19 protein-coding genes are annotated in these 24,730 nt (G+C 70.3%); 6 read left to right on the plus strand and 13 right to left on the minus strand.

The genetic code is table 11. The features are described from left to right. Positions 1-12: 12 nt before the first annotated feature. The 5 genes from WFG93_RS04485 to WFG93_RS04505 are packed head-to-tail and all read right to left on the minus strand — an operon-like array spanning position 13 to position 5,494. Positions 13-1,320, minus strand: a complete 1,308-nt coding sequence (locus tag WFG93_RS04485; protein WP_336645133.1) for a DUF58 domain-containing protein — start codon at positions 1,318-1,320, stop codon at positions 13-15. Position 1,321: 1 nt separating this feature from the next. Next, positions 1,322-2,245, minus strand: a complete 924-nt coding sequence (locus WFG93_RS04490) for an AAA family ATPase (RefSeq protein ID WP_336645693.1) — start codon at positions 2,243-2,245, stop codon at positions 1,322-1,324. Positions 2,246-2,301: 56 nt separating this feature from the next. Continuing rightward, entirely contained in the window at positions 2,302-3,552 is a 1,251-nt protein-coding gene (locus WFG93_RS04495; protein ID WP_336645134.1) for a DUF4350 domain-containing protein, read from the minus strand. Continuing rightward, the gene (locus WFG93_RS04500) at positions 3,549-4,211 is read right to left on the minus strand and encodes a DUF4129 domain-containing protein (RefSeq protein ID WP_336645135.1); all 663 of its coding nucleotides are present in this window, start codon (positions 4,209-4,211) and stop codon (positions 3,549-3,551) included. Before WFG93_RS04500 ends, WFG93_RS04495 begins: the two co-directional genes overlap by 4 nt. After that, positions 4,208-5,494 carry a hypothetical protein gene (locus tag WFG93_RS04505; RefSeq protein WP_336645136.1) on the minus strand — a complete coding sequence of 429 codons (1,287 nt, stop codon included), beginning with the start codon at positions 5,492-5,494 and terminating at the stop codon, positions 4,208-4,210. Before WFG93_RS04505 ends, WFG93_RS04500 begins: the two co-directional genes overlap by 4 nt. A gap of 200 nt (positions 5,495-5,694) precedes the next feature. Here WFG93_RS04505 and mtrA point away from each other — a divergent pair, with 200 nt between their 5' ends. The 5 genes from mtrA to hpf all read left to right on the plus strand — a co-directional run bounded on the left by mtrA (position 5,695) and on the right by hpf (position 11,381). After that, positions 5,695-6,375: an MtrAB system response regulator MtrA gene (mtrA, locus tag WFG93_RS04510; protein ID WP_336645137.1), complete on the plus strand. Its 681-nt coding sequence runs from the start codon at positions 5,695-5,697 to the stop codon at positions 6,373-6,375. An 8-nt stretch (positions 6,376-6,383) separates the two neighbouring features. After that, positions 6,384-8,111: an MtrAB system histidine kinase MtrB gene (mtrB, locus tag WFG93_RS04515; RefSeq protein WP_336645138.1), complete on the plus strand. Its 1,728-nt coding sequence runs from the start codon at positions 6,384-6,386 to the stop codon at positions 8,109-8,111. Further along, positions 8,108-9,859 carry an LpqB family beta-propeller domain-containing protein gene (locus WFG93_RS04520; RefSeq protein WP_336645139.1) on the plus strand — a complete coding sequence of 584 codons (1,752 nt, stop codon included), beginning with the start codon at positions 8,108-8,110 and terminating at the stop codon, positions 9,857-9,859. Before mtrB ends, WFG93_RS04520 begins: the two co-directional genes overlap by 4 nt. Positions 9,860-9,968: 109 nt before the next feature. Further along, entirely contained in the window at positions 9,969-10,631 is a 663-nt protein-coding gene (locus WFG93_RS04525; protein ID WP_336645140.1) for a ComF family protein, read from the plus strand. A gap of 90 nt (positions 10,632-10,721) precedes the next feature. Continuing rightward, the gene (gene hpf, locus WFG93_RS04530; RefSeq protein ID WP_336645141.1) at positions 10,722-11,381 is read left to right on the plus strand and encodes a ribosome hibernation-promoting factor, HPF/YfiA family; all 660 of its coding nucleotides are present in this window, start codon (positions 10,722-10,724) and stop codon (positions 11,379-11,381) included. A 74-nt stretch (positions 11,382-11,455) separates the two neighbouring features. Here hpf and WFG93_RS04535 read toward each other — a convergent pair whose 3' ends face one another. The 3 genes from WFG93_RS04535 to WFG93_RS04545 form a co-directional block, all read right to left on the minus strand. After that, complete coding sequence (locus tag WFG93_RS04535; RefSeq protein WP_336645142.1) at positions 11,456-12,781, minus strand: hypothetical protein; 1,326 nt, start codon at positions 12,779-12,781, stop codon at positions 11,456-11,458. Between the two features lie 91 nt (positions 12,782-12,872). Continuing rightward, positions 12,873-13,463, minus strand: coding sequence for a PadR family transcriptional regulator (locus WFG93_RS04540; RefSeq protein ID WP_336645143.1), 591 nt, complete (start codon positions 13,461-13,463; stop codon positions 12,873-12,875). A 51-nt stretch (positions 13,464-13,514) separates the two neighbouring features. Then, positions 13,515-14,987, minus strand: coding sequence for a glycosyltransferase family 2 protein (locus tag WFG93_RS04545; RefSeq protein ID WP_336645144.1), 1,473 nt, complete (start codon positions 14,985-14,987; stop codon positions 13,515-13,517). A gap of 206 nt (positions 14,988-15,193) precedes the next feature. On the opposite strand from WFG93_RS04545, the gene secA reads away from it, so the two are divergent. Further along, entirely contained in the window at positions 15,194-17,950 is a 2,757-nt protein-coding gene (gene secA / locus WFG93_RS04550) for a preprotein translocase subunit SecA (protein ID WP_336645145.1), read from the plus strand. A gap of 56 nt (positions 17,951-18,006) precedes the next feature. Here secA and WFG93_RS04555 read toward each other — a convergent pair whose 3' ends face one another. The 5 genes from WFG93_RS04555 to fdrA form a co-directional block, all read right to left on the minus strand. Then, positions 18,007-18,495, minus strand: coding sequence for a nucleoside deaminase (locus WFG93_RS04555; protein ID WP_336645146.1), 489 nt, complete (start codon positions 18,493-18,495; stop codon positions 18,007-18,009). Between the two features lie 30 nt (positions 18,496-18,525). Next, entirely contained in the window at positions 18,526-20,046 is a 1,521-nt protein-coding gene (locus WFG93_RS04560) for a cytosine permease (protein WP_336645147.1), read from the minus strand. Between the two features lie 78 nt (positions 20,047-20,124). Further along, a complete protein-coding gene (locus WFG93_RS04565) occupies positions 20,125-21,756 on the minus strand; it encodes a hypothetical protein (protein WP_336645148.1) in 1,632 nt (543 codons plus the stop codon). After that, positions 21,753-23,177, minus strand: a complete 1,425-nt coding sequence (locus tag WFG93_RS04570) for a DUF1116 domain-containing protein (protein ID WP_336645149.1) — start codon at positions 23,175-23,177, stop codon at positions 21,753-21,755. The genes WFG93_RS04565 and WFG93_RS04570 overlap by 4 nt, the downstream gene beginning before the upstream one ends. Next, positions 23,177-24,727, minus strand: a complete 1,551-nt coding sequence (fdrA, locus tag WFG93_RS04575; protein WP_336645150.1) for an acyl-CoA synthetase FdrA — start codon at positions 24,725-24,727, stop codon at positions 23,177-23,179. The genes WFG93_RS04570 and fdrA overlap by 1 nt, the downstream gene beginning before the upstream one ends. Between the last annotated feature and the right edge of the window lie 3 nt (positions 24,728-24,730).

The raw sequence follows: 24,730 nt of genomic DNA on the forward strand, positions 1-24,730 counted from the left end.
CTCAGTTCTTGCTCAGAGGCGCCCAGCGGCCTTCAAGGCGAGATAGCGGTCGGCGATGCGCGGCGGCAGCTGCTCGGGATCGGCCGCGATGGCCTCCGCACCGGCGCGCCGGACGGCATCCGCGACGGCCTGCGCATCGGTCGCGGTCTGCTCCGCAGCCGCGGCCAGGTACACGTCCGCACGGGACTCGCGCCGGCGCGCCAGCGCGGTGACGCCGTCGTCGGTCACCGAGCCGACCAGCACGGTCGTCGCGCGGGATGCCCGGGGGAAGGCCCCGAGGAAGCTGCGCGCGGTCTCAGGCGCATCCTGTGCAGTCAGGACGACGATCAGCGACGGGCGGGTGGTCAGCCCGCGGATCGCCGCGAACGCTGCTGTCCAGTCCGTGTCGACGAGGCGCGCGTGCACCGGCGCCATCGCATCCGAGAGCGCAGGCAGCAGTGCCGCACCGTCGACACCCGTCACCCGCGCCCGCGTCACGCGGTCGTGCATCAGCACGCTGACGTGGTCGCCCGCGCGTGCAGCGAGCGCCGAGAGCAGCAGTGCGGCCTCGAGGAAGGCATCCAGACGGGTGCCGTCGCCCACGCGTGCTGCCGCCGTTCGCCCGGTGTCGATGAGCACGACGACCTGGCGGTCGCGCTCGGGCCGCCAGGTGCGCAGCATGGTGGTGCCGGCGCGGGCGGTGGCGCGCCAGTCGATGGAGCGGATGTCGTCGCCGCGCACGTACTCCCGCAGGGAATCGAATTCGGTGCCCTGACCGCGCACCTGGAGGGAGGTGTTGCCGTCCAGCTCCCGCAGCCGGGCGAGGCGGGAGGGCAGGTGCTTGCGCGAGGTGAACGCGGGCAGCACCCGGACGGTGCCGCGCACGTCGTGACGGGCCTGCCGTCCGGCCAGGCCCAGGGGTCCGCGTGAGCGCAGCATGACGAACGCGCTGACCAGCTCGCCGCGGCGCCGCGGCAGCAGGGGAACCTGCACACGCCGACGTTCTCCCGGTGGGATGACGACGCTCTCACGGGCGGCGGGCGCACCGGCCGTGGGCTGCCAGGCGTCGCGCAGCTGCCCGCGCAGCGTGCGCCCACCGGTGTTCTGCAGGGTGAGGCCCGTCAGCACCGGCTCGCCGAGCCGGGTGCGGGCGGGCGCAGTGCGGCGGATCACGACGTCCGCGGGTCGGGGAGCGAACACCACATCCGCCACGACGAGCAGTACGCACAGCAGCAGCCACGCACCGAACACCGCCCAGGCGGAGATGCCGGCGGCGTTCAGCAGCACGATCGGCACCACGCCCAGCGCGAGCAGGGGAGCCAGCAGGACGGTGACGAACATGTCAGATCGGCACGCGCGTCTGCTGCACGACGGACTGCAACACCGCGTCAGCCGAGACGCCCTCCATCTGCGCATCCGGACGCAGTTGCAGACGGTGGCGCCAGGCGGGCATGAGCATGGTCTGCACATGGTCGGGGGTGACGGCCGTGGAGGCGTTCAGCCAGGCCCAGGCCTTGGCGGCCGCGAGCAGTGCGGTGGCCGCACGCGGGCTGGCGCCCAGCTCGACCGAGGGGGAGTGGCGGGTGGCGCGCGCCAGATCCACGACGTAGCCGAGCACATCGTCGTTGACCTGCACCCGCGCGGCGGCGTCCTGCGCCGCGCGGATCTCGTCGGCGCTCACGACGGCCTGCACACCGGTGAGCAGGCGCGGGGAGAATCCGGATGCGTGCAGCCGCAGCACCGACACCTCGGCGTCGCGCTCGGGCATGCCGACCACGAGCTTCATCAGGAACCGGTCGAGCTGTGCCTCAGGCAGGGTGTAGGTGCCCTCGTGCTCGACCGGGTTCTGCGTGGCGGCGACGAGGAAGGGATCCGGCAGCGCACGGCTCAGCCCATCGGCCGACACCTGCCGCTCCTCCATCGCCTCGAGCAGGGCCGCCTGCGTCTTCGGCGGTGTGCGGTTGATCTCGTCGGCGAGCAGGATGTTCGTGAACACCGGTCCCGGCCGGAACTCGAACTCGCCCGTGCGCGCGTCGTACACGAGCGAACCGGTGACGTCGCCGGGCATCAGGTCGGGAGTGAACTGCACCCGCTTCGTGTCGAGTCCGACTGCGCGGGCGAAGCTGCGCACGACCAGCGTCTTGGCGACGCCGGGCACGCCCTCGAGCAGCACGTGGCCACGGGCGAGCAGGGCGACCAGCAGGCCCGTCACAGTGCCGGCCTGCCCGATCACCGCCTTGTCGACCTCGGCGCGCACGCGGTGCATCGCCTGACGCAGGGTGTCGTCGGTCGGCGGGGCGCTGGATGTGATGCTCTCGTCGCTCACGGGCGGGTCCTTTCGGTGCGGGCGGCGGTCTCGACCGCCGTCTCGAGTTCGGCGAGTCGTCGGGCGAGCTCGATGAGCTCGCGGTCGTCGGCGGGGGGCGGGCCGTCGAGCAGCCGGTGCAGCGAGCCGCGCGGCACGCCGATCCGATCGGCCGCCGCATCGGCCACCTCGGCTGGGGTGGCGCGGGGGCTGAGCGCGAGGCGGACCGCGAGCCGGGCGCGGGTGCCGGTGCGGATCGCGGATGCCGCATGCGGGGCATCCGCGGCCCTGGCCGTCAGACGCGCGCGACCATGCATGGTCTCCGAGGCGCGCACCGTCACCGGAAGCGATTCCGCGACCAGGGGCCCGAACCGTGCGCCGCGCCACCAGATCACCGCGATGCCGGCCAGCAGGAGCAGCAGCACTGCGGGGCTGACCCACCCGGGGGTCAGCTCGCCCAGCGTGGCCGGGGTGTCGGCGCGGCGGTCGCCGTCCTCGAGCGAGCCGACGTACCACACGACCGGTTCGCCCTGTGCGAGCAGTGCGAGGCCGAGTGCCGCGTTGCCGTCGTCGGCGAGGCGGTCGTTCGACAGCAGCCGGGAAGCCTCGATGAAGGAGATGCGCGTGCCGTCGCGCTCGCCGACGAGCAGTGCCGCGTCGCCATCGGCATCCGCGAAGCACCCCACGACCCCGGCGGCTGGGGTGAACACGCGTTCGGGACGCACCTCGCCGACTTCCGCGAACTCGGGGAGCGCACATCCGGCCACCAGGCCGGCACTCGCATCGGCGCTGGGCGCCGCGCTGACCCCGAGGTCCAGCAGCGCGAGCATCCGTGCGCTGGTGCTCAGCAGCACCACCCGCTCCGCGCCGTCCAGCAGGTCGGTCACGGCGTCGTCACTGAGCGCTACCGGGTCGCTCAGCACGAGGGTGGCGCCGGATCGGGATGCCGCCGTCGCGGCCGTGCGGCTGTGCACCACCTCCACGTCCACGCCCTGCTGCCGCACGAGTTCGGCAAGCGCCCTGGCGCCGTTCGGGCCAGGCGAGGCGGGATTGAGCACTCCGGTCAGCGCGGGGGCGGCGGCGACCATCCGCAGTGACAGCAGGGCGACTCCGATGAGCAGCACGACCACGAACAGCCAGCCGAGTACTGCGCGTGCGCGTCCGGTCCGCGGGGGCGCGGCCGTGCTCGCCGTGCTCGCCGTGCTCGCCGTGCTCGCAGCGCCGTCCGCCGGGCCGGTATGTGCGGACAGGAGCGCTGTGTCGCTCATCCTGTCACCACCGCGGACCGGGCAGTCGCCGGAGGGGCTGCGGCCCGCAGGTCCTCGTCGGCGGCCGCGAGGCGCCGGTAGTCGCCCTCGTCGGCAGGTGCGTTCAGGTAGCGCACCGCGTCGAACGAGCTCGCGGCCGCGTGCAGCACGTCGTGGAAGGCGGGGAACACGCTCGTCGCGTCGCGCGCGATCCCCTGTGCGGTGGCACCAGGAGCAGGATCCAGCAGGTCGCGTTCGATGAGTCCGCGCGCCAGCGCACGGAAGCGCAGCACGACAGCGGCGTCCCAGTCGCCGTCGCGGGCGCGCCGCTCCGCCTCAGCGCGCAGCTGCGCGGCAGTGCGGTCGTCCTTGTCGCCGAGCAGGTCGGCGCGGCGCCGCACCGCGCGCGACGCGCGGGGACGGCCCCAGACGATCAGGGCGACGATCAGCGCGGCCACCACCGCGATCGTGATGAGCGTGAGCGCCAGCGGGGCGATGCTCCCGGTGCCCTCACCGCGGAAGAGCCCGGAGACCCACTCCACGATGTCCGCGGCGAGACGGTCGAACCAGTTCGGCCGCGCCGCCTGGTACTCGCTCTTCGCGAGCTCCTGCTCGGCGAGCCGGCGCGCTTCCTCGCCGTCCGGCACGAAGACCTCGAGCGCGCTGAGGCGTGCGATCATCCGTCGCCGCCGGGTGCGGCCCAGCGATCGGGCGTCGCTTCGCCGTACGGTGACGGAGGAGGAGTGTGCGGCGGCCCGGCCGCAGGAGGGGGCGGCGGATGCCCCGGGGAATACGGCAGGTTCCCGGACGACTGGGGGTGGGGTGCCCCGGGCGGATACCCCGCCGGCGGATAGCCCGGTGCCACCGGATAGGCGGCTGCCGGCGGCGGCGGGTTCTTCGACACGGCGCGGGCCGGATCCACCGCGTACGGGTCGCCGAGCTCCGCGTCGGACGCGCCGAGGGCGCTGCGCTCGACGTGGCGGATCAGCGTCTGATCCAGTCCCTCGTAGCGCATCCGGCAGTCGATGTAGATGAGCGTCGCCCCGGTGCCCTGCACCACGAGCGTGATCGCCTGCACCGCCAGCACGAGGATCTGCGGCAGGACCGTCGCGGCGATGAGCGTCACGATCTCGGTCTCGTCCGGCGCGCCGGTGGGTGCCAGCACCCCTCCGAGCACTGCGGAGATCACCGAGCCCGGGATGCTCACGACCTGTGCGGCGAGGCCCATGATCGCCCCGATGAGGAACATCACGCCGAGCGCCGCCCAGAACCGTCCCCGCAGCAGCCGCCACGAGCGCAGGATCGCGCCCGGAATCGTCGCCCGCTCCAGCACCAGCACCGCGGGCACCACCAGGAGCTTCGTGCTCAGCCACACGATGAGGGGGATGCTCGCCAGGATCAGCGCCACCACCAGGAGCACCGCGATCCCTACGCCCGCCCCGTCGAAGCCGGTGCCGGACATGACGCCGATCGCGATGCCGGCCAGCAGCAGCAGCCAGAGGAACACGGCGAGGCCCTGCAGCAGGGCGAAGCCGAAAAGCCGCCAGAACGCCGGGCGCACTCGCGCCCACAGATCGCGCAGCCCCGCCCGGCGACCGAGGGCGGCGAGCGAGATGTCGGCGGCCACCAGCCCCTGCACGACGGAGGTGAAGGCGACGCTGGCGAGGGTGACGATCACGGCGACGATCACGCCGAGCGCCACCGTGCCGGCGATGATGGGGCCGGCGTCCGGGGAGCCGGCGGGCACGCGGGCGATGCGCTCGGCCGCATAGCCGCCGATCAGCACGGCGACCACGACGGCGGCCGCGGTGACGGCGAACTGCACGGCGACGGCGAAGCCGAACAGGACCTTCGGATTGTGGCGCAGCGCGCTGAAGGCACGGCCGAGGATCGTCCCGAACGTCATCGGATGCAGTGGGATCGCGCCCTTCCTCGGTGCCGGCGTCCAGGTCTGACCGCTCATCCGTCTCCCCTCCGCTTCGCCTTCGGCGCCCTCGCCCTGCCTGCCACCATCGTGGCACACCGCCCGTACGCGATGCGCGCCGGCAGTGCGGGCGGGGCGCCTCCACGGCACCCGAGGATTGTCAAGTAGGCTGACCGATGGCGCGCCGACGGGGGAGAGACCGGCGCCCAACAGGAGAGAAAGCTGAGGCTGGGCGGAAGATGACCTCTCGAATCCTCGTGGTCGACGACGACACGGCTCTGGCCGAGATGATCGGGATCGTGCTGCGCACCGAGGGCTTCGAGGTCCTGTTCTGCGCGGACGGCGCACAGGCCGTCGACGAGTGGCGATCGAGCCGCCCCGACCTCGTGCTGCTGGATCTCATGCTGCCCGGCATGGACGGCATCGAGATCTGCACGCGCATCCGCGCGGAATCCGGGGTGCCGGTGATCATGCTCACCGCGCGCAGCGACACGGCGGATGTGGTGCGCGGCCTGGAGGTCGGCGCGGACGACTACATCGTCAAGCCGTTCAATCCGAAGGAGCTCGTCGCTCGCATCCGCACCCGGCTGCGCCCGACTCCGCAGACGACCAGCGAGATCCTGCGAGTGGGCGATCTGACTATCGACGTCGACGCGCACGAGGTGCGTCGGGGCACTGCGCCGATCGCCTTGACGCCCCTGGAGTTCCAGCTGCTGGTGGCCCTCGCCTCCAAGCCACAGCAGGTCTTCACACGCGAGATGCTGCTCGAGCAGGTCTGGGGCTATCACTACAAGGCCGACACGCGCCTGGTCAATGTGCACGTGCAGCGGCTGCGGGCGAAGGTCGAGCTCGATCCCGACAACCCGCGCATCGTGACGACCGTGCGCGGCGTCGGGTACCGCGCCGGGAGCGTCGGCTAGGTCGGACCGTGACGGCGACCCACCCCACGCGCGCCACCGCCACGCTGCTGAGCGGCCCTCGCGGCTGGCCCGAGGTCGTCGCCGCCACCTGGCGCCGCTCGATGCGCTTCCGCGCGACGGCGATCACGCTGGTGCTGACGTCGCTGGCGATCTTCATCATCTGCGTGGTGATGGCGCTGGTCATCCGCAACGACCTCTTCGAGTCACGCAAGGACGAGGCGCTGCACAATGCTCGCGCGGCGGTGTCGGCGGCGCAGAAGCAGCTCGACGCGGCGCAGGCCGGAGACGACCGAGTTAAGATCGCCGCCGCGTGGGGCGAGGCGCAGCGGGTGCTCGCCCGCACCGCCTCCTCCGATCGCATCGTGGGCTTCCGCGCCGAGACGCAGGGCGACGGCTATGCGCCCACGGGCTTCCGCAGCCTGGAGTACTCGTCCACCCAGCTCAAGCTCAGCAACGAGATCCGCACGCGAGTGATCACGGTGCCCGGACGTCAGGCGTGGCAGTCGGTCGCCCTGCCGCAGCAGGACGGCTCGACCACCGCGGGGCTGGTGGTCGGGCAGCTGCTGGACTTCCGGGGTGTCGGCACGTACGACGTGTACATCGCGTACGACCTGTCGGATGCCGACGAGACGCTGCTGTTCGTCCAGCGCACGCTGTGGTTCGCCGGCATCACCCTGGTCGCCCTCATCGCCGCCATCTCGTGGCTCGTGCTGCGGTCGGTGTCCGCACCGATCATCGAGGTCGCCGACACCAGTGGGCGCCTGGCCGCCGGCGACCTCGAGGTGCGCCTGCCCGTGCACGGCGAGGACGAGCTGGCCAGCCTCGCACACTCGTTCAACGTGATGGCTGACAGCATCCAGAGTCAGATCGCAGAGCTGGCCGAGCTCTCGCTCGTGCAGCAGCGCTTCGTCTCGGATGTCTCGCACGAGCTGCGCACGCCGCTGACCACCATCCGTCTCGCGGCCGAGATGATCAACGACCAGCGTGAGGCGTTCGACCCCGTCACGGCGCGCACTGCCGAGCTGCTGTACACGCAGGTGCGCCGCTTCGAGACGCTGCTGGCCGACCTGCTCGAGATCAGCCGCTACGACGCCGGATCGGTGCAGCTGGAGGTCGAGGCGACGAGCCTGGCGCAGCTGGCCGAGGAGATGATCGAGCAGCTGCGTCCGCTGGCAGCCGCGCACGACACCGAGCTGCGCCTGGTCGCGCCCGGGGGATACTCCCCGGTCGACATGGATCCGCGTCGCGTGCGGCGGGTGCTGCGCAACCTCATCGGCAACGCGATCGAGCACGGCGAGGGTCAGCCGGTGGTGATCACGGTGGACAGCGATCAGCACGCCGTGGCCGTCGGCGTGCGCGACTTCGGGCTGGGGATGCGCCCGGGCGATGTCGAGCACGTCTTCGACAGGTTCTGGCGCGCCGACCCCTCACGCAAGCGCACGATCGGCGGCACCGGCCTCGGCCTGTCGATCGCGCTCGGCGACGCGCACCTGCATCGGGGAACGCTCGAGGTGTGGTCCGAGCTCGGCGTCGGCACGAACTTCGTGCTCACGATCCCCCGCGGCACGGATGTCGAGGTGACACGCGGGCCGGTGCCGCTGGAACCCGAGGAGGCCGTCGTGGACCTCATCGACGTCACCGAGCCGATCGCCCTGCGCCCGGCGCGCGAGACCGGCGACCCGTCCGGTTCTGAGGCCGACGCCGCGGCCGGCGCCCAGCCCGGGGAGGACATGTGAGCATCCACGTCGTGGCGCACCCGGACACGCGCATCCGCCGCCGGACCGGCATCCGTCTGCTCGCCGTCCTCGCCGCGATCACCGCGATGCTGCTGCTCGCGGGGTGCACGGGGCTGCCCACCTCGGGGCCGCCCAACGCGGGACTCACGATCGGCGAGGATGAGGAGAACGTGCCCTTCACGCCGATCGCACAGGGCCCCGAGCCCGGAGCGGACCCGGAGCAGATCGTCGCCGGCTTCCTGGATGCCTCGATGACTCCCGCCAACTCGTGGGAGATCGCCCGGCAGTTCCTCACCGAGGAGTTCAGTCACACCTGGCAGCCGGAGGCGGGGGTCGCCATCGACTCCTCCGCGTTCAAGCGGCAGTTCGATGCCTCCGTCCACGCCGACGAGGAGGACGCCACGACCGCCGAGGTGCGTGTGACCCTCGACCAGGTCGCGAGCGTCAGCGCGGACGGCGTGTACAGCGCAGAGAAGGGCACCGCCAAGGCGCCCTTCCGTCTCGTGCGCGCGGCGGGTGGGGAGTGGCGCATCGCGGAGGCGCGGGACGGCGTGACGCTCGATCTCGACACGTTCGGCCAGGTCTACGAGAAGTTCGCTCTGCAGTACTTCGACCAGTCCTGGACGCACCTCGTGCCCGACGTGCGCTGGTTCCCCCGCCGCCCCGCGATGGCGACCTCGATCGTGCGCACCCTGATCTCCGGCGAGCCGAGTGACTGGCTCGCCCCGGCCGTGCGCACCGCCTTCTCCTCTGACATCGACATGGTCGGCGACGCGGTCACCGTGGACGCGGCGCAGGTGGCGTCGGTGTCGCTGACACGTGCGGCCCTGTCGGCCTCGACGACGGATCTCGCGCGCATGCGCACGCAGCTCGAGCAGAGCCTGGTGGGATCCGGCGTGACCGACGTGCGACTGGTCGTGGACGGGGTGCCGCTGGAGGCGGGGGTCGTCTCCCTCGACGAGCCGATCATCGATCCGGGCGTGCTCGTGCTCACCGGCGAGACCTTCGGCACCGCCGCCGCCGGCGGCGAGATCGCGCCGGTCACCGGCCTCACCGCGCAGATCGCGAAGATCGGCGAGCCCATCACCGCGATCGACGTCTCCACGGACGCCCTGCTGGCGTCGGTGCAGCTGCGGGACGGGCGGGTGTTCGCCGTCAGCGACGGCGACTCGGTGGGCGTGGACGAGCGCGGCGGACTCATCGCCCCGACGCTCGATCCGTTCAAGCTCATCTGGACCGTCCCCGCGCGAAGCCCCGGCGAGGTGCGGGTCTCACGCGCCGACGCCGCGCCGCGCACGGTCGCGAACGCCTGGCCGGGTGCGGAGTCGATCAGCCAGATGCGCGTGTCGTCCGACGGCGCGCGGGTCGCGGCCGTGGTCACCTCCAACGGGGAGCGCCGCGTGGAGGTCGCATCGATCCTGCGGGACGCCGACCAGACGCCTCTCGAGCTCGGCCCGCCGCACGAGGTGGGGCGGCTGATCGGTCCTGCCCAGGGGCTGTCGTGGGTGGGCGCCGACAGCGTCGCCGTGCTCAGCGCCGCTCCGGATGCCGTTCTCACGATGCATGTGATCGGCGGTCCGGCCGCGGAGTCGGCGGCGCCGGACGGCGCGATCTCGGTGGCCGGCGCGAAGACGGTGACGGGGCTGCGTGTGCTCGCCTCGGACGGCGCCGTGTACGCGCAGCGCGGCTCGTTCTGGCAGGAGTCGATCTCGGACGTGCTCGTGCTCGGCACCCGCGCCGGCTACTGACCGCACGCCGGCGCTCCGGTTCTCCTGCACAGCCCGCGCGCACGCGCAGGCATCCCCATTCGTCGGCTGATCGCGGACGGCGCCGCACGGGATCGCGCAGCATCGGAGGATGGGAGTGTGGCACCGGATCGGGCAGGACGCGCTCGCGCTGCTGCTCGCCGCGAGCTGTGCAGGGTGCGATCGCGCCGGAACGCTGCTGTGCGAGGCGTGCCGGATGCGCCTTCGCGGTGAACGGCACGACGTGCGCACTCCGGAGGGGATGATGGTGCACGCCGCGCTGCGCTACGAGGACGTGCCCGCCCGCGTGATCCGGCGGCTGAAGGAGGACGGCGCGACCCTGCTCGCGCGCCCCCTGGGCGACGCTCTACGGGCTGTCCTCGCCGTGCAGCCCGCCGATGCGCTGCTCGCCCCGGTGCCGACCAGCCGCGCCGCCTTCCGCCGGCGCGGCTACCGGGTTCCCGAGCTGCTCGTGCGCCGAGCCGGTGGCGTGCCGCGGCGGCTGCTCGTGAGCGCCCGCCGCACCGGCGATCAGCGCAGGCTCGGTCGTCGCGCCCGCGCGCACAACGTCGCCGGCAGCATGCGTGCGATCGGCAGCGGGCACGGCCGACGCGTGCTCATCGTCGACGACGTCGTCACCACCGGCGCCACGCTCGACGAGGCCGCGCGGGCGCTGCTCGCCGCGGGATTCCTGCCCGTCGGCGCCGTGGCGCTGGCCGCCACGCCACGGCTGCGGCCGCCGCACGACACGACGGAATTCACGGCGCGCGGATAGTGACATGTCGCAGCGCGGCGACTAGCGTAGGGGGTCACAAGGCGACCACGGTCCGCCCTTGGCCGGGCGGACCGGGACAAGGAGACAGTGATGGAAACGAGCATCGTCGGCGTCGGAGTGAGCATCTCCGATCGGTTCCGCACGGTTGTCGAGGAGAAGACGGCCCGTATCCAGACGCTCGCGCCGCGGGCTCTTCGACTCGAGATCAAGGTCACGCATCGCGCCTACCGCAACGGACGACTCCCCGATGAGACCGTCGAGCTCACCCTCCTCGGCAAGGGACCGGTGATCCGCGCGGAGGCCACCGACCCCGACAAGTTCGCGGCGTTCGACATGGCGCTCGACAAGCTCTCCGAGCAGCTGCGCCGCGCCAAGGAGAAGCGCATCGACGGACGCAACCAGTCGCGCGGCCCCCACTTCGAGAAGGGCAGCGGAGCGCTGGCCGGGATCGACGTCGAGCCGGCATCCGCAGACGTGCTGCGTGCGGTCGCGACCGGGGCCATCCCGGTCCAGCAGGACGAGGAGGAGGAGTACTCCCCGGTCGTCATCCGCACCAAGAACTTCGACGCGGAGTGGATGACGGTCGAGGAGGCCGTCGATCGCATGGAGCTGGTCGGCCACGACTTCTTCCTGTTCGTCGACGCGCGCACCGACCACCCCAGCGTCGTCTACCGACGCAAGGGCTGGGACTACGGCGTGATCTCGCTCACCACGGCAGCGCCTCCGGCGCAGGAGGAGCTGGCTTCCTGACCCGCCGGCTCATCAGATGATGAGAGGCTCCCTTCGTAGAAGGGGGCCTCTCGTCATCCCGGGGGAAGCGGATATCAGTCGAAGATGCCGTCGAGGATGCTGCCGATCACCAGGCCGCCCAGGACACCGCCCATGACATCGCCCCCGCCCATGCCGCCGCGGCGGCCACCGCCGCCCCAGCCGTCGCCGCCCCAGCCCTGGTTCTGCGGGCGGGCGGAGTCGATGTCGCGCTGGGCGAGCTGCAGGGACTCGGATGCCAGCTGCGCGACGCGTCGTGCGCCGGACAGGGCTCGCTCGCGGGTGTCCTCGGCCGGCAGCAGGGCCGGGACGTCTATGCGCAGCCGCTCCGCTTCGGCCAGTCGGGTGCGAGCATCCGCGCCGATCCACCCGCGGTGCCCGGCGATGAGTCCGCGTGCCACGCCGAGCTGACGGTCGGCGTCGTCGAGGGCGTGCTGCACCTGATCCAGCGAGGGAAGCGGATGCTGCATGCGGTACTGCGCCTTCGCGATCGCCTCGTCGAGAGCGGTGTTGGCGCTGCGCAGCTGGGTGAGTTCCGCGAACGGGTCGTTGCGCGTCCCGGACGGGGCGAGGGCGAGCAGCGCGGCCTCCAGAGCGGCGGTGGCCTTCGCAACCTCCGGCGTCTGCGGAGCACTGCGGGCGGCGACGATGTCGCCGCGGGAATCGTCGACGACAGCGGCCAGCGTGGACTCGGCCCGCAGCGCCTGCAGCTCGAAGTCCTCGACGGCGTCGAGCATGGCGCTCGCTCGCCGCACGGCCTCGGTCGCCGTCTCCAGCGCGAGGTTCGCCTCTTCGTTCTGTCGTGCGGCGCGGCGGCGCTCCGACACGTCGGCCCCGTGCGTGGCGAACGCCAGCAGCTGCTCGGCCTCGTCGGCCGATGAGGAGATGCGACGCATCGCCGTCTCCGAGTAGCGGGCGGCGAGGCGCTCGATCATCGAGCGAGCCGGAGCGATGCGCGTCGCGAGCATGTCGGCATCCCGGCGCACCTGGGCGATGATCTCGGGAGCCCGGCGCACCTTGGCGACCGTCTCCGCCAGGTCACCGGTCTTCTCGTCGAGAAGGCCCTCCGCCCACTCGCACAGCTGCACGATGCGGGCGTTGCGCGTGCGCAGCTCTTCGACGGTGTCGGGGATCTCGTCGTGATTCAGCTGATGCAGCTGGAACGCCTCACCGAGGTGGATGCGCACCGACCGCAGCGCGTCCGCCAGATCCGCCGTCAGGGCGTCGCCCAGCTCCGCCTGCGCGAAGGCCAGCTCGTCGGCCGTGGTGCGGATGCGCTCGTCGGTCGCGACCAGCGCCTGCTCGGCGCGGCGCGCGAGATCCGCGTCCTGCGCTGCGAGCGCCTCATCTTCACGTCTGCGTCTGCCCCAGAATCCGGCCATGCCTCGATCCTACGATCGACGGCCGATGCGTGCGCGGCTGATGCGGTGCGCCCGCGGCGAACAGCACAGCCGAGTGCTCGGGCCCAGGCGCTCAGCCGACCCGGGCCGGACGACCCCGCTTGGGCCGGTCGGTCGAGAGCTCGAGCTGCAGCGCGTGCTGCGGATGCAGACTGAGCCGCTTCTCGATGTGATCGAGCCAGCGCACCTCCGCTTCGGCCGCGAAGATCATGGAATCCATGACGAGCGACCAGGCGAGCTCCTCGGGACCACCCGGATTGGCGCCCGCGTACTCGGCGGCATCGAGCTCCTGCAGCTGTGCCACCGACGCGCGCCGCTGCGCACGGATGACCGCTCCCACGTCGACGGCCGGCAGGGTCGCCGCGACGGCGAGCTTGATGGCCAGCTCGTCACGCGTGCCCTGGCCCCGCTTGACCGGAGCGCGCAGCCAGTGGGCCACCTCGGCACTCCCGGCATCCGTGATCCCGTAATACACGTGACCCTGTTCGTCGACCTCGCCCTTCGAGACGAGGCCGTCACGCTCCAGGCGCTCGAGCGTGTTGTAGATCTGGCCGACGTTCAACGGCCAGACCGAGCCCGTGCGTCGGTCGAACTCGGCGCGCAGCTGATATCCGTAGCACGGACCCTGCTCGAGGATGGCCAGCAGACTCTGGCGAACGGACATGCGCTGTCTTCTCTCTTCGTGCTCAGTAGGGCGGTCCCAGACCCTACTGTCTCAGACGAGCTGCTCGGACGGCTCGCGCCGGTCACGGCGCTGGAGCGGCGGCGCTGCAACCGGCAGGTCTCGCGCACCCCAGACGATCATGCCTGTGCCGATCAGGGCCGGCAGGACGAACGGGATGGCGAGGGGCGCGGCGCCGAGGGCGGTGGCCGCGATCAGCGCGATGAGCGCCCACGCCCATTCCAGGCGCATCTGCTCGACGGCATCGCGCACGCGGGAGGATCCGGCGCGCTTCGGCGTCACCGTGAACCGCGCCGAGCGGCCCCCCGTCACCGCGAGAGCGTGGCGCACGATGAGCAGGGCGACCGACGAGTACAGCAGCGGCCCGAGCAGGAGGAAGGCGAGGGCGGACCCGAGGGCGCCGTCCGCCGCACGACGCAGCGCCTCGGGCAGCAGCGGCATCAGCGCCAGCACTCCGGTGATCAGCGTGAGCCCCGCCGGCGTGGGCGTCCCCCACGCCGCGAGCACGGTGCCGGCGGCCAGCGCCCCGAGCCCGGCCGCCGCCCCCAGCGAGAGCAGGCCCGTCTCGATGCGGAGGTCGAAGCGCTCGCGAACGTGCAGCGCGCGTGCGCGCTCGCCGCTGTCGCGCAGGAACTCCGCCGCGCCCTCCGCGGCTTTCGCCTGCTGCACGCGGAAGGCGGAGTAGTCGATGGGGAAGTCCTCGCGGAACTCGATGTCGGGTCGGTGCACGATCCGCCAGTTCCGTTCACGCAGCCGGACGCTCAGCGCGAGGTCCTCGGACACCGCCGACGGAAGACCCCCGACGTCGCGCAGCGCATCGGTGCGCAGCATGGCTCCGCGCCCGACGAAAGCGGGGAACCCCACGCGGGCACGGGTGGCGTGGTTGATCCGGGCGTGGCTGCGCACCAGCGGGCCGAAGAAGCGGGCGAACGCACTCGAACCGCCGGCGACGGGCACCGCCTGCACGCACGCGACTCGCGGATCGGCGACCAGTGCCGCCCAGGCGCGTCGGGCGAAGTCCTCCGGGATCGCGGTGTCGCTGTCGAGCACGACGACCGCGTCGACGTCACGCGGCAGCTGTGCGAGCGCGTGATTGAGGTTGCCGGCCTTGGCATCCGTGCGATCGTGGCGTCTGATCACGACCGCCCCCACCCGGGCAGCCGCATCGTCGACATCCGGATGCCGGTCTGCGTTCGAGTCGTCGAGCACGAACACGTCGACGGGGACGTCCTGCGCGCTGCTCGCGGCCAGCGCGCGTTCGTCGAGGTCGTCGGCCGTGCAGTACAGCAGGGCGATCCGCCCCGTGTGCAGTGAGGGAGAGGACCGCGGGATCGAGCGGTGCGAGCGCGCCCACAGCACGGCCGCACGGATGCCGGTGAACCACACCACCGCGATGCACATGGTGTACAGGACCGCGACCGCCTGCACGCCCGCTCCGATCAGCAGTGCCGCGCAGGCGAGTCCCGTGAGGATGGATGCCGCGAGGGCACGGTACATCGAAGGCATGTCATCCCGTCCGGTCTCGGATATCGCGTTTCCCGGCATATGCATATCCGCAAATCATGGACTGCGCAAGACGGCTCCCACGGGTCGGATCATGCGCTAGGTGCGGGTGCGGACGCACAGCGGATGCACGTCACGCGCCGGTAACATGGCAAAGCATGTCCGGCGCTGACCCCTGCGCCGGGGCGTATACCCCAAGGGAGACATCCGTGGCGAATCCTCTCGAGAAGCTGCTGCGCGCGGGCGAGGGACGCATCCTGCGTCGGCTCAAGCAGGTCGCGAAGGCGGTGAACGCGCTCGAGGACGACTTCGAGAAGCTCACCGACGAGGAGCTGCGCGGCGAGACCGCGGAGCTGCGGGCGCGCTTCGAGAAGGGCGAGACCCTCGACCAGCTCATGCCGGAGGCCTTCGCGGCCGTGCGCGAGGCGGCACGGCGCACCCTCGGCATGCGCGCCTACGACGTGCAGATCATGGGCGGCGCCGCCCTGCACTTCGGCAACATCGCCGAGATGAAGACCGGTGAGGGCAAGACGCTCGTCGCGGCCTTCCCGTCGTACCTCAACGCCATCGCCGGCGAGGGCGTGCACATCATCACGGTGAACGACTTCCTCGCCTCCTACCAGTCCGAACTGATGGGACGTGTGCATCGCGCGCTGGGGATGACCACCGGCACGATCGTGTCCGGTCAGACGCCCGAGGTGCGCCGCCAGCAGTACGCCGCTGACATCACGTACGGCACGAACAACGAGTTCGGCTTCGACTACCTGCGCGACAACATGGCCTGGCGTCAGGAGGACCTCGTCCAGCGCGAGCACTTCTTCGCAATCGTCGACGAGGTCGACTCCATCCTCATCGACGAGGCGCGCACGCCACTCATCATCTCCGGTCCCTCCTCCGGCGAGGCGAACCGGTGGTTCACCGAGTTCGCGAAGATCGCGCGCACGCTCGAGCCGGGCGTGGACTACGAGGTCGACGAGAAGAAGCGCACGATCGGCGTGCTCGAGCCCGGCATCGAGAAGGTCGAGGACTACCTCGGCATCGACAACCTCTACGAGTCGGCGAACACCCCGCTCATCTCGTTCCTGAACAACTCCATAAAGGCGATCGCGCTGTTCAAGCGCGACACCGACTACGTCGTGATGAACGACGAGGTCATGATCGTCGACGAGCACACGGGCCGCATCCTCGTCGGGCGGCGCTACAACGAGGGCATCCACCAGGCGATCGAGGCCAAGGAGGGCGTGCCGGTCAAGGCCGAGAACCAGACCCTGGCCACGGTCACGCTGCAGAACTACTTCCGCCTCTACGAGAAGCTGGCCGGCATGACCGGAACCGCCGAGACCGAGGCTGCCGAGTTCATGTCGACGTACAAGCTCGGCGTGGTGCCCATCCCGACCAACCGCCCGATGATCCGCAAGGACCAGCCCGACCTGGTCTACAAGAACGAGCAGGCGAAGTTCGCGCAGGTCGTCGAGGACATCGCCGAGCGCCACCGTTCCGGTCAGCCCGTGCTGGTGGGAACGGTGAGCGTCGAGAAGAGCGAGTACCTCTCGCGGCTGCTGGCGAAGAAGGGCGTGAAGCACGAGGTGCTCAACGCGAAGAACCACGCGCGCGAGGCGGAGATCGTCGCGCTCGCCGGAAAGCTCGGCGCGGTCACCGTCGCGACGAACATGGCCGGACGAGGCACTGACATCATGCTCGGCGGAAACGCCGAGTTCCTCGCCGTGCAGGAGCTCAGGGCCAAGGGACTCGACCCCGAGGAGACGCCGGAGGAGTACGAGGCCGCGTGGGACGACACCTACGAGGCGATGAAGAAGCAGGTCGCCGAGGACGGCGTCAAGGTGACCGAGGCGGGTGGCCTGTACGTGCTCGGCACCGAGCGCCACGAGTCGCGCCGCATCGACAACCAGCTGCGCGGACGCTCCGGCCGTCAGGGCGACCCGGGTGAGAGCCGCTTCTACCTCAGCCTCACCGACGACCTCATGCGCCTGTTCCAGTCCGGTGCCGCAGAGGCCATCCTGGCGCGCACGAACTTCCCCGACGACGTGCCGATCGAGTCGGGGCTGGTGAGCCGCGCCATCCGCAGCGCGCAGTCGCAGGTCGAGGCGCGCAACGCCGAGATGCGCAAGAACGTGCTGAAGTACGACGACGTGCTCAACCGCCAGCGCGAGGCGATCTACGCTGACCGCCGTCAGATCCTGCACGGCGACGACATCGCCGACCGCGTGCAGCACTTCATCGAGGACGCGATCGGCGGCATCGTCGACGACCACACCGGTTCCGGTCACACTGAGAGCTGGGACTTCGATGCCCTGTGGGCGGAGCTGAAGACGCTGTACCCGATGGATGTCACCATCGACGAGGTCGTCGCCGAGGCGGGCGACCGCAAGGGCGCCATCACGGCGGAGGGGCTCAAGCGCGAACTGCTCTCGGATGCGAAGATCGCCTACGAGAAGCGTGAGGAGGCGCTCGGCGAGGCGGCGACGCGCGAGCTCGAGCGCCGCGTGGTGCTGCAGGTGTTGGATCGCCGCTGGCGCGACCACCTCTACGAGATGGACTACCTCAAGGACGGCATCGGCCTGCGCGCCATGGCGCAGCGCGACCCGCTGATCGAGTATCAGCGTGAGGGCTACGCGATGTTCCAGGCCATGATGGGGCAGATCAAGGAGGAGTCGGTCGGCTACCTGTACAACCTCGAGGTCGAGGTGCGTCGCGCCGGCGACGACCAGACCGAGGTCGAGGCCAAGGGGCTGGTCGACTCGCAGCCCGAGCAGAAGCTGGAGTACTCCGCTCCCGATGACGCCGGCGGCGTCGAGGTGCGCGACGGGCGAGGTCGGGTGCAGCAGGCGGCGACCGCCCGTGCGTCCGCGTCCGCGCGAGGCGCGTTCGGGCAGCAGGTGGATGCCGACGAGCAGCCCTCCGGCAACCGCGAGCAGCGACGCGCGCAGAGCAAGAAGAAGAAGTAGCCCGCGTATGACGAAGGGCCGGTTCCCGCGGGAACCGGCCCTTCGTGCATCCGGGCTCAGCTGGTGAGGGACTGGAACTCCGTCCAGATGGACGCGCAGTCCTCTCGGCCGCTGTCGAGGTGGATCATGTCCAGCGTGGAGGTGTCGCTGCCGTCCAGATAGCGGCGCAGGTGCACGTCGCTGAATCCGTTCTCGCCCGCATCGACGTGGGTGGACGCGTAGTAGCACGTGGTGATGCCCGCCCACATCATGACGCCCACGCACATCGGGCACGGCTCGCAGGTGGCGTACATCACATGCCCGGACAGGTCGAGCGTGTTCAGCTTGCGGCACGCCTCGCGCACCGCGACCATCTCGGCGTGACCGGAGATGTCGGTGTCCCGGATGACGGTGTTGCCGACGGCGACGACGATCTCGCCCTCCGGATTCACCAGCGTGGCGCCGAACGGACCGCCGGTACCCGCGCGCATGCCCGCCAGCGTGGCGTCCACGGCGGGCCGGAAGTAGGCGTCGAGGGTCTCGGGGGAGGGTGTCGATTCAGTCATGATCTGTCTCCTTGTCTGTGGTGATGCGGGTCAGGCGGCGGACGCCGGTCGGCGGTCGTCGCGGCGGGTCAGCACGGTCAGCCCGGCGTAGCCGACGAAGCCGATGATCAGACCCGAGAAGAACGCGAGGTTGTTCACCTGCACGAGGAAGTCCACCGCGGCGGCCCCCGGCACGCGGCCGATCATCGTGATCGCGAAGCTCGCGAACAGCACGCCCAGCGCCCGCCAGTTGTAGGCCGGAAGCGATCCCTTCTCGCCGCCGCGGTAGTCGGCGTAGATGCCGTCGATGTCGAGGGTGCGGCGGCGCTCGAGGAAGTATGAGGCGAGCATGATCCCGACGATCGGACCGAACATCGAGCCGATCAGCGAGTAGAACAGGAACAGCGCGTCGGTGTTCTCGACGAACTTCCAGGGCACGATGAGCGTGCCGATGACGGCGGCGAGGATGGCACCGCGGCGCAGGGTGAACAGCTTCGGCAGCTGTGCGGTCAGCTGCAGCCCGGCAGGCAGCATGTTGCCGAACACGACGAAGGCGATCGCGCCGACGTTCATGGCGAGGATCAGCAGCACCACGACGAACGGGTTGCCGACGCCGTCGTTGATGGCCTGGATGAACACCCCGGGCCGGTTGATGTCGAAGTCGCCGCCAGTCACCACCTGCAGCGCCGCGACGAACGACACGGTCACCAGGGCGAACAGCAGATAGGAGCCGATCACGCCGATCGGGAAGCCGACGGTCGGGGCGCGCATCGAGGTGGCGTTGCGGGTGTAGTCACCGGTGTTGACGATGGGGCCCGCCCAGTTCGACACGAGGATCGAGACGCAGGTGACGAAGATCAGCGGTGTCACCGGCGAGTCGACGACGCGCGTCGAGAAGACCGCACCCAGCCCGCCGGCGTTGATGACGGCCAGCACGACCGCGACGACCACGAGGATGTACACCACGGGGTTCGCCCAGTTGCTGAACCGGCCGAGGAACGCCTGGCCGCCGAGGAAGAGCGCCACCGTGATCACCCACGTGATCGCGTAGGAGATGGCCGTCGGAATCGGCAGGCCGAGGATGTCGGCCCCGCCGCCGATCTGCGAGAAGCCCGGCCAGATGGTCTCGAAGACCACGTCGAAGGCCTGCGCGGAGGAGACGCTCGTGATGCCGAAGAACATGAACCCGGCGATGATGCCACGCACCCAGGTCGGGATCAGCGCGCCCTTGTGGCCGAAGGCCTCGCGCAGCTGCATCGCGAAGGGGACGCCGTACTTCGCGGCGGCCTGGCCGTTGAGGATGTAGCCGATCGAGACGATCACCGCCGCGGTCATGATCGCCGCGACCACCTGCCAGGCGTTCAGGCCCAGCGCGAAGAAGGTCATCACCGTGAAGTACGACAGGATGTTGTGGATGGGACCCATCCAGACGGTGATGAACTGCGGGGTCTTCCAGGTGCGATCCTTCGGGCGGATCGGCAGGACGTCGTCGGCGTAGCCGCGAGCGGCGTAGACCGCCACGCGTTCGGCGCCGGGATCGACGAGGGTCGGGTCGATGGTGGGGGAGGACATGGCCATCCGTTCTCGTGTGCACCGATTCTGCGGGTATCCGGCGGGTCCGGGCTCGGTGCGCCCGGACCCGCCTTCTGGTCAGCCCTTCGAGGACTGGATGAGGCTGGGCGAGACGGCGCTGCTCAGGGTGACCTCGTCCGCGGCGGTGAACATCACCGTCGTGGACGTGGTGCGGTCCTGCACCCACTTCGCGAGGAACAGCGCGGCCACCATGAGGTACGCCACGAGGAACATGACGTGGGTGTCGCTGAGATCCCACGTCGCGGGCAGGCCCGGCACACCGGCGTGGATGATACCCAGCAGGGCGAGGATGCCGGCGAGCGCGCTGATGAGGGCGCCCGAGAGCGGCCGATTACGGATCGCGAAGATCGCGATCATCCCCCACAGCAGCGACGACAGCGGAGCGCCGTTGCCGAGCGTGGTGATGCCGGAGAAGTAGGTGCCGGCGGCGTTCAGCGCGTCGGCGCCCACCTCGGCGGCGTTGGTGCCGACCGACTTCAGGGTGTTGCCCACCAGGCTGTTCGCCCAGTTCGCGATCCACGGGAACAGCGCGACGAATATCACCGGCAGCTCCACCTTCGGCGTCTCGCGCACCGACTGCGCAGCGGTGACGATGCCGATGTAGATGAGGATCGGGGCGATGGCGGCCATGGGCACGATCGACAGCAGCAGCGCGCTCATGCCGAACAGCCCCACGGCGAACATGGTGATGCCGTTGAGCATGGTGTAGCCGATGCCCGCGCCCATCTCCTTGTACGCGGTGTGGCCGATGTACACGGTCACCGGGTACGGGTTGCCCATGAGCGCGCCGATCATGGTGGCCCCGCCGTTGACGAGCATCACCGGACGTGCGCGGTAGTGGTCGCCCGCCGCTTCGGCGGCTTCGATGTTCTCGAGGTCGAACACGTAGTTCGCCAACGCCAGCGGCACCGCCGAGGCGAGGAACGGCGCGGAGTGCGCGATCCCGTCGAAGAAGCTGCCGATCGCCACCTGCGGTGGGTGCCATCCCGCGTGCACGAGGGCGGCCTGCACTGCCTCCGGCGTCTGCAGCCCGAACACCCAGGCCGCGGCGGTGCCCACGATCAGCAGCAGCAGTCCGGTGGGCACCTTGCCGAGGAAAGGTGAGCGTCCGAACCAGTTGATGAAGACGATGACCAGCACGAGGAAGGCGACCACCGGGAACTGGAACGCCTGCAGCATCGGGTTCATCGCCAGCAGAAGCAGTCCCAGGCCCGCCAGACACGCCAGCAGGACCGAGCGGGGCACGGCACGGCGCAGCAGATCGCCGAAGAACGATCCGACGAACAGGATCAATCCCTCGAGGAAGCCCCACACCAAGCCGATGCCGACCGCGAGCTCGGCGTCCTGCGTGCTGGAGTACACCGGCAGGATGACGAGGAAGGTCACGGTGAAGATCGACGGTGCGCTGGGCCCGGAGGGCAGGGCGACCACGTCACCCCGGCCCTCCTTCGCCGCCAGCCGCCGGGCGAACCATACGTACATGGACGACGTGATGAGGATCGCCATCCCGAAGGCGGGGGCGATGCGCCCCACCACCATCCCCACCGGCAGGCCCGCCATGGTCAGCAGTGCCGTGAAGGTGATGATGTTGGTGAGGTTGTTGGTGAACAGCGCGAAGAACGCCGCGATGTCCCCCCGCTTCCACCACTTCAGCTCCGTGCCCGTGGTGGCGGGCGCCAGCGACGTCATGGCTTGACCGTGTCGACGAGGGCGCGCAGCGCCTTCTGGAAGGCCTCTACCGGCGGATGCGTGATGCCCGCGCCGATCATGCCGATGCCGGGCTCCTTGTGCGCGATGGCCGTGTTGATGATCGGCAGGATGCCGGTCTCCATGACCTTGCGGACGTCGATGCCGGAGGGAACTCCCATGAAGTCCAGCGCGGGGATGGTGATGTTCGGGTTGTTGCCCGTGGTGATCGCGTTCATCGTGCGCGAATAGCCCATCGCCTCGTCGACGGTGCCGCCGACGAGCGCCACGATCGCCGGGGCTGCGGCCATCGCGAAGCCGCCGATGCCGAAGGTCTCGGTGATGGCCGAGTCGCCCATGTCCAGCCCGGAGTCCTCACGCGTGTAGCCGGCGAACATCGGGCCGATGACCTCCTGTGCCGGTCCGGTGAACCACTGCCCGCCGGTGCCCGCGACTCGGATGCCGAACTCGACGCCGTTGCGCGCCATGGTGGTCACGATGCTCGAGTCGGCCACGCCGTTCGCGGCATCCATCGACGCCTTCGCGGCGACCATCCACGTCGGGCCGGAGAAGTAGTCCGAGGACGCGACGAAATCGAAGACCTCGCGCTTCTGTCTGGTCGTGAAGTCGGTCTCGAGGATGTACGGCGCGAGCGCCTGGATCAGCAGCGTGGTCCCGGCGACGTTGCGGTTGTGCGCCTCGTCGCCCATGTGCAGCGCCTGCGAGAGCATCAGACGCAGGTCGATGCCGTCCTCGTTCAACGCCATCGCACCGGCGAGGACGGGACCGAACACGTCGCGCATCCAGTTCAGCCGGTCGATGACCGACTGGTCGTTCGCGCCGAAGCGCAGGATCTTCGACAGCTGCTCGGAGAGGTTGGTGTACGCCGTGTTGCCGTGCGTGCGGTTGGTGACCTTGTGCACCCACATGCTCGCGCTCGTGACGCCTGCCATCGAGCCGACCGACTGGTGCTCGTGACACGGCGAGAAGGTGATCTCGCCGGACGCGGCCAGCTCGAACGCCTCGTCGATGTCCGTCGCCAGACCCTCGAACACGAGTGCCCCGGTGACGGCGCCCTTCATCGGCCCGGACATCCGGGTGAACTCGATGGGCGGTCCGGCGTGCAGGATCGTCTTCGCGGTCATCCCGGGCACCGTGTCGATCGCCTGCCCGAAGCCCTCGAGGAACGGCTGTGCCGAGAGGATGCGCTCGAGCGCGACCTGGTTGGCCGCGTCGATGCGTTCGGCGAGGGCGGGGTCCTCCAGACGACTGAGCGCGTCGACGATCGCCGGATCGCCGCCGCCGGGCGGGGTCCAGTCCATCAGGACCGGCGCGACGCCCTGCGCCTTCAGGTCGTCGGCGAACATGTCCAGGCCGAGGTTGACCGGCTTCAGAGTGGAGGAGAACAGGTCGTTGACGCTCATCAGTTGTCACCCTTCGCGACGAATTCACGGGCGAGCAGCCCGAGGTTGGTGGAGGAGGAGGCGATGGTCACGCCCGCGGCCTCGAGCTTGGCGATCTGCTCGGCGAGGTTCGGGGTGTCCAGATCGGTGCCCAGCACATACCCGAGGATCTCGAGGTGCTGGCCGCGCTCGGTGGCGAGGGCCTTCGCCTCGGTGATCGCCGGGATGGTGACCCCGACCGGGTCCTCGTGCGCGCCGAAGCCCAGCACGAAGTCCATGGCGATGACACCGACCGAGGGGTCCTTCGCCTCTTCGACGATGCGCTGCAGACGCAGCGAGGGGTCGATCATGGGGTGCGGACGGCCGTTGGTGAAGTCGTCGTCGCCCATGTCGAGGAAGGTGTGCTCGCGCGAGGGGTCCGTGGCGCCGATGCGGTGCGTCGGGTCCTTCTGGATGTTCGAGTACACGTTGTCGTACTTCGCGAGGGCCGCGAACATCGACTCGTCGCACAGGGTGCCGCCGCAGAACAGCCCGCGCACGTACTTCTGCTCGGGGGCGAGCTGGGCGCGCACCTCCTCGATCAGGGGGGTGTTCAGCGGGTGCTTGTCGAGCGTCGACTCGTCGATGCCGGAGGCGACGACGGCGGCGATGGCCAGCGGCTTGGTTCCGGCGGTCACCATCGTCACGTTGTCGTACCCGGACTCGGCGCGATCCGAGCCGAGGAAGGTCACGAACACGGGCTTGGTGGCCTCGCCGGCGACCGCGAGCACCTTCTCGGCGACTTCCTCGGCCGGCGGCTTGGAGACGACGACGATGACCGAGGTCTCGGGGTCGGCGTCGAGGGCGCGGATGCCGTCGATCATCGAGATGCCGCCGATCTCGGTCGACAGGTCTCGTCCTCCGGTGCCGATCAGCTGCGACACCCCACCGCCGAAGTCATGGATGCGCACGGACACCTCCTGACTGCCGGTGCCTGAGGCGCCGACGATGCCGATGCTGCCGCGGCGCACCGCGTTGGCGAAGGCGAGGCCGGTGCCGTTGATGATGGCGGTGCCGCAGTCCGGGCCCATCACGATGAGTCCCTTCTCGTGCGCGAGGCGCTTGAGCGAGAGCTCGTCCTCGACCGAGACGTTGTCCGAGAAGATCATGACGCTCTTGCCGGCGTTGAGTGCCTTGCGCGCCTCGCGCGCGGCGAAGGCGCCGTTGACCGAGATGAGCACGAGATTGGCATCCGGCTCCTCGGCGAACGCGCCGTCGAGGGTGCGGTAGCGCACCTCGTGCGCGGAGTGCGCGCCGCTGCCCTTGCGGGCGATGATGTCGTCGACTGCCGAGATGGCGGCTTCGATGGTCTCGTCGCTCGCGTCGATCACGATCATCAGATCGCTCGGGCGGGCCTCGTCGACGGCCGGGTCGTCGACGCCCACGTTGGCCAGCACCTCCTTGTTCATCGGGGTGGCCATGCCGAGCAGCGCCTGCGTGACGCCCTCCACCGCGTTGGCCTTGGTGCTCATCGACATGAGCGAGACGGAATCCAGGTAGGTGTTCTTCCTGATCTCGATGTGTCTGGTCATCGT

Origin of the sequence: Microbacterium sp. USHLN186 (assembly GCF_037145155.1) — a bacterium.
Classification (GTDB): domain Bacteria; phylum Actinomycetota; class Actinomycetes; order Actinomycetales; family Microbacteriaceae; genus Microbacterium.

Coding starts and splice junctions, on each gene's coding strand:
- WFG93_RS04485 (WP_336645133.1), bottom strand. CDS start 1,320: ATGTTCGTCACCGTCCTGCTGGCTCCCCTGCTCGCGCTGGGCGTGGTG.
- WFG93_RS04490 (WP_336645693.1), bottom strand. CDS start 2,245: ATGCACCGCGTGCGCGCCGAGGTCGACAAGGCGGTGATCGGGCAGGCC.
- WFG93_RS04495 (WP_336645134.1), bottom strand. CDS start 3,552: ATGAGCGACACAGCGCTCCTGTCCGCACATACCGGCCCGGCGGACGGC.
- WFG93_RS04500 (WP_336645135.1), bottom strand. CDS start 4,211: ATGATCGCACGCCTCAGCGCGCTCGAGGTCTTCGTGCCGGACGGCGAG.
- WFG93_RS04505 (WP_336645136.1), bottom strand. CDS start 5,494: ATGAGCGGTCAGACCTGGACGCCGGCACCGAGGAAGGGCGCGATCCCA.
- mtrA (WP_336645137.1), top strand. CDS start 5,695: ATGACCTCTCGAATCCTCGTGGTCGACGACGACACGGCTCTGGCCGAG.
- WFG93_RS04525 (WP_336645140.1), top strand. CDS start 9,969: ATGGGAGTGTGGCACCGGATCGGGCAGGACGCGCTCGCGCTGCTGCTC.
- hpf (WP_336645141.1), top strand. CDS start 10,722: ATGGAAACGAGCATCGTCGGCGTCGGAGTGAGCATCTCCGATCGGTTC.
- WFG93_RS04535 (WP_336645142.1), bottom strand. CDS start 12,781: ATGGCCGGATTCTGGGGCAGACGCAGACGTGAAGATGAGGCGCTCGCA.
- WFG93_RS04540 (WP_336645143.1), bottom strand. CDS start 13,463: ATGTCCGTTCGCCAGAGTCTGCTGGCCATCCTCGAGCAGGGTCCGTGC.
- WFG93_RS04545 (WP_336645144.1), bottom strand. CDS start 14,987: ATGCCTTCGATGTACCGTGCCCTCGCGGCATCCATCCTCACGGGACTC.
- WFG93_RS04555 (WP_336645146.1), bottom strand. CDS start 18,495: ATGACTGAATCGACACCCTCCCCCGAGACCCTCGACGCCTACTTCCGG.
- WFG93_RS04560 (WP_336645147.1), bottom strand. CDS start 20,046: ATGTCCTCCCCCACCATCGACCCGACCCTCGTCGATCCCGGCGCCGAA.
- WFG93_RS04565 (WP_336645148.1), bottom strand. CDS start 21,756: ATGACGTCGCTGGCGCCCGCCACCACGGGCACGGAGCTGAAGTGGTGG.
- WFG93_RS04570 (WP_336645149.1), bottom strand. CDS start 23,177: ATGAGCGTCAACGACCTGTTCTCCTCCACTCTGAAGCCGGTCAACCTC.
- fdrA (WP_336645150.1), bottom strand. CDS start 24,727: ATGACCAGACACATCGAGATCAGGAAGAACACCTACCTGGATTCCGTC.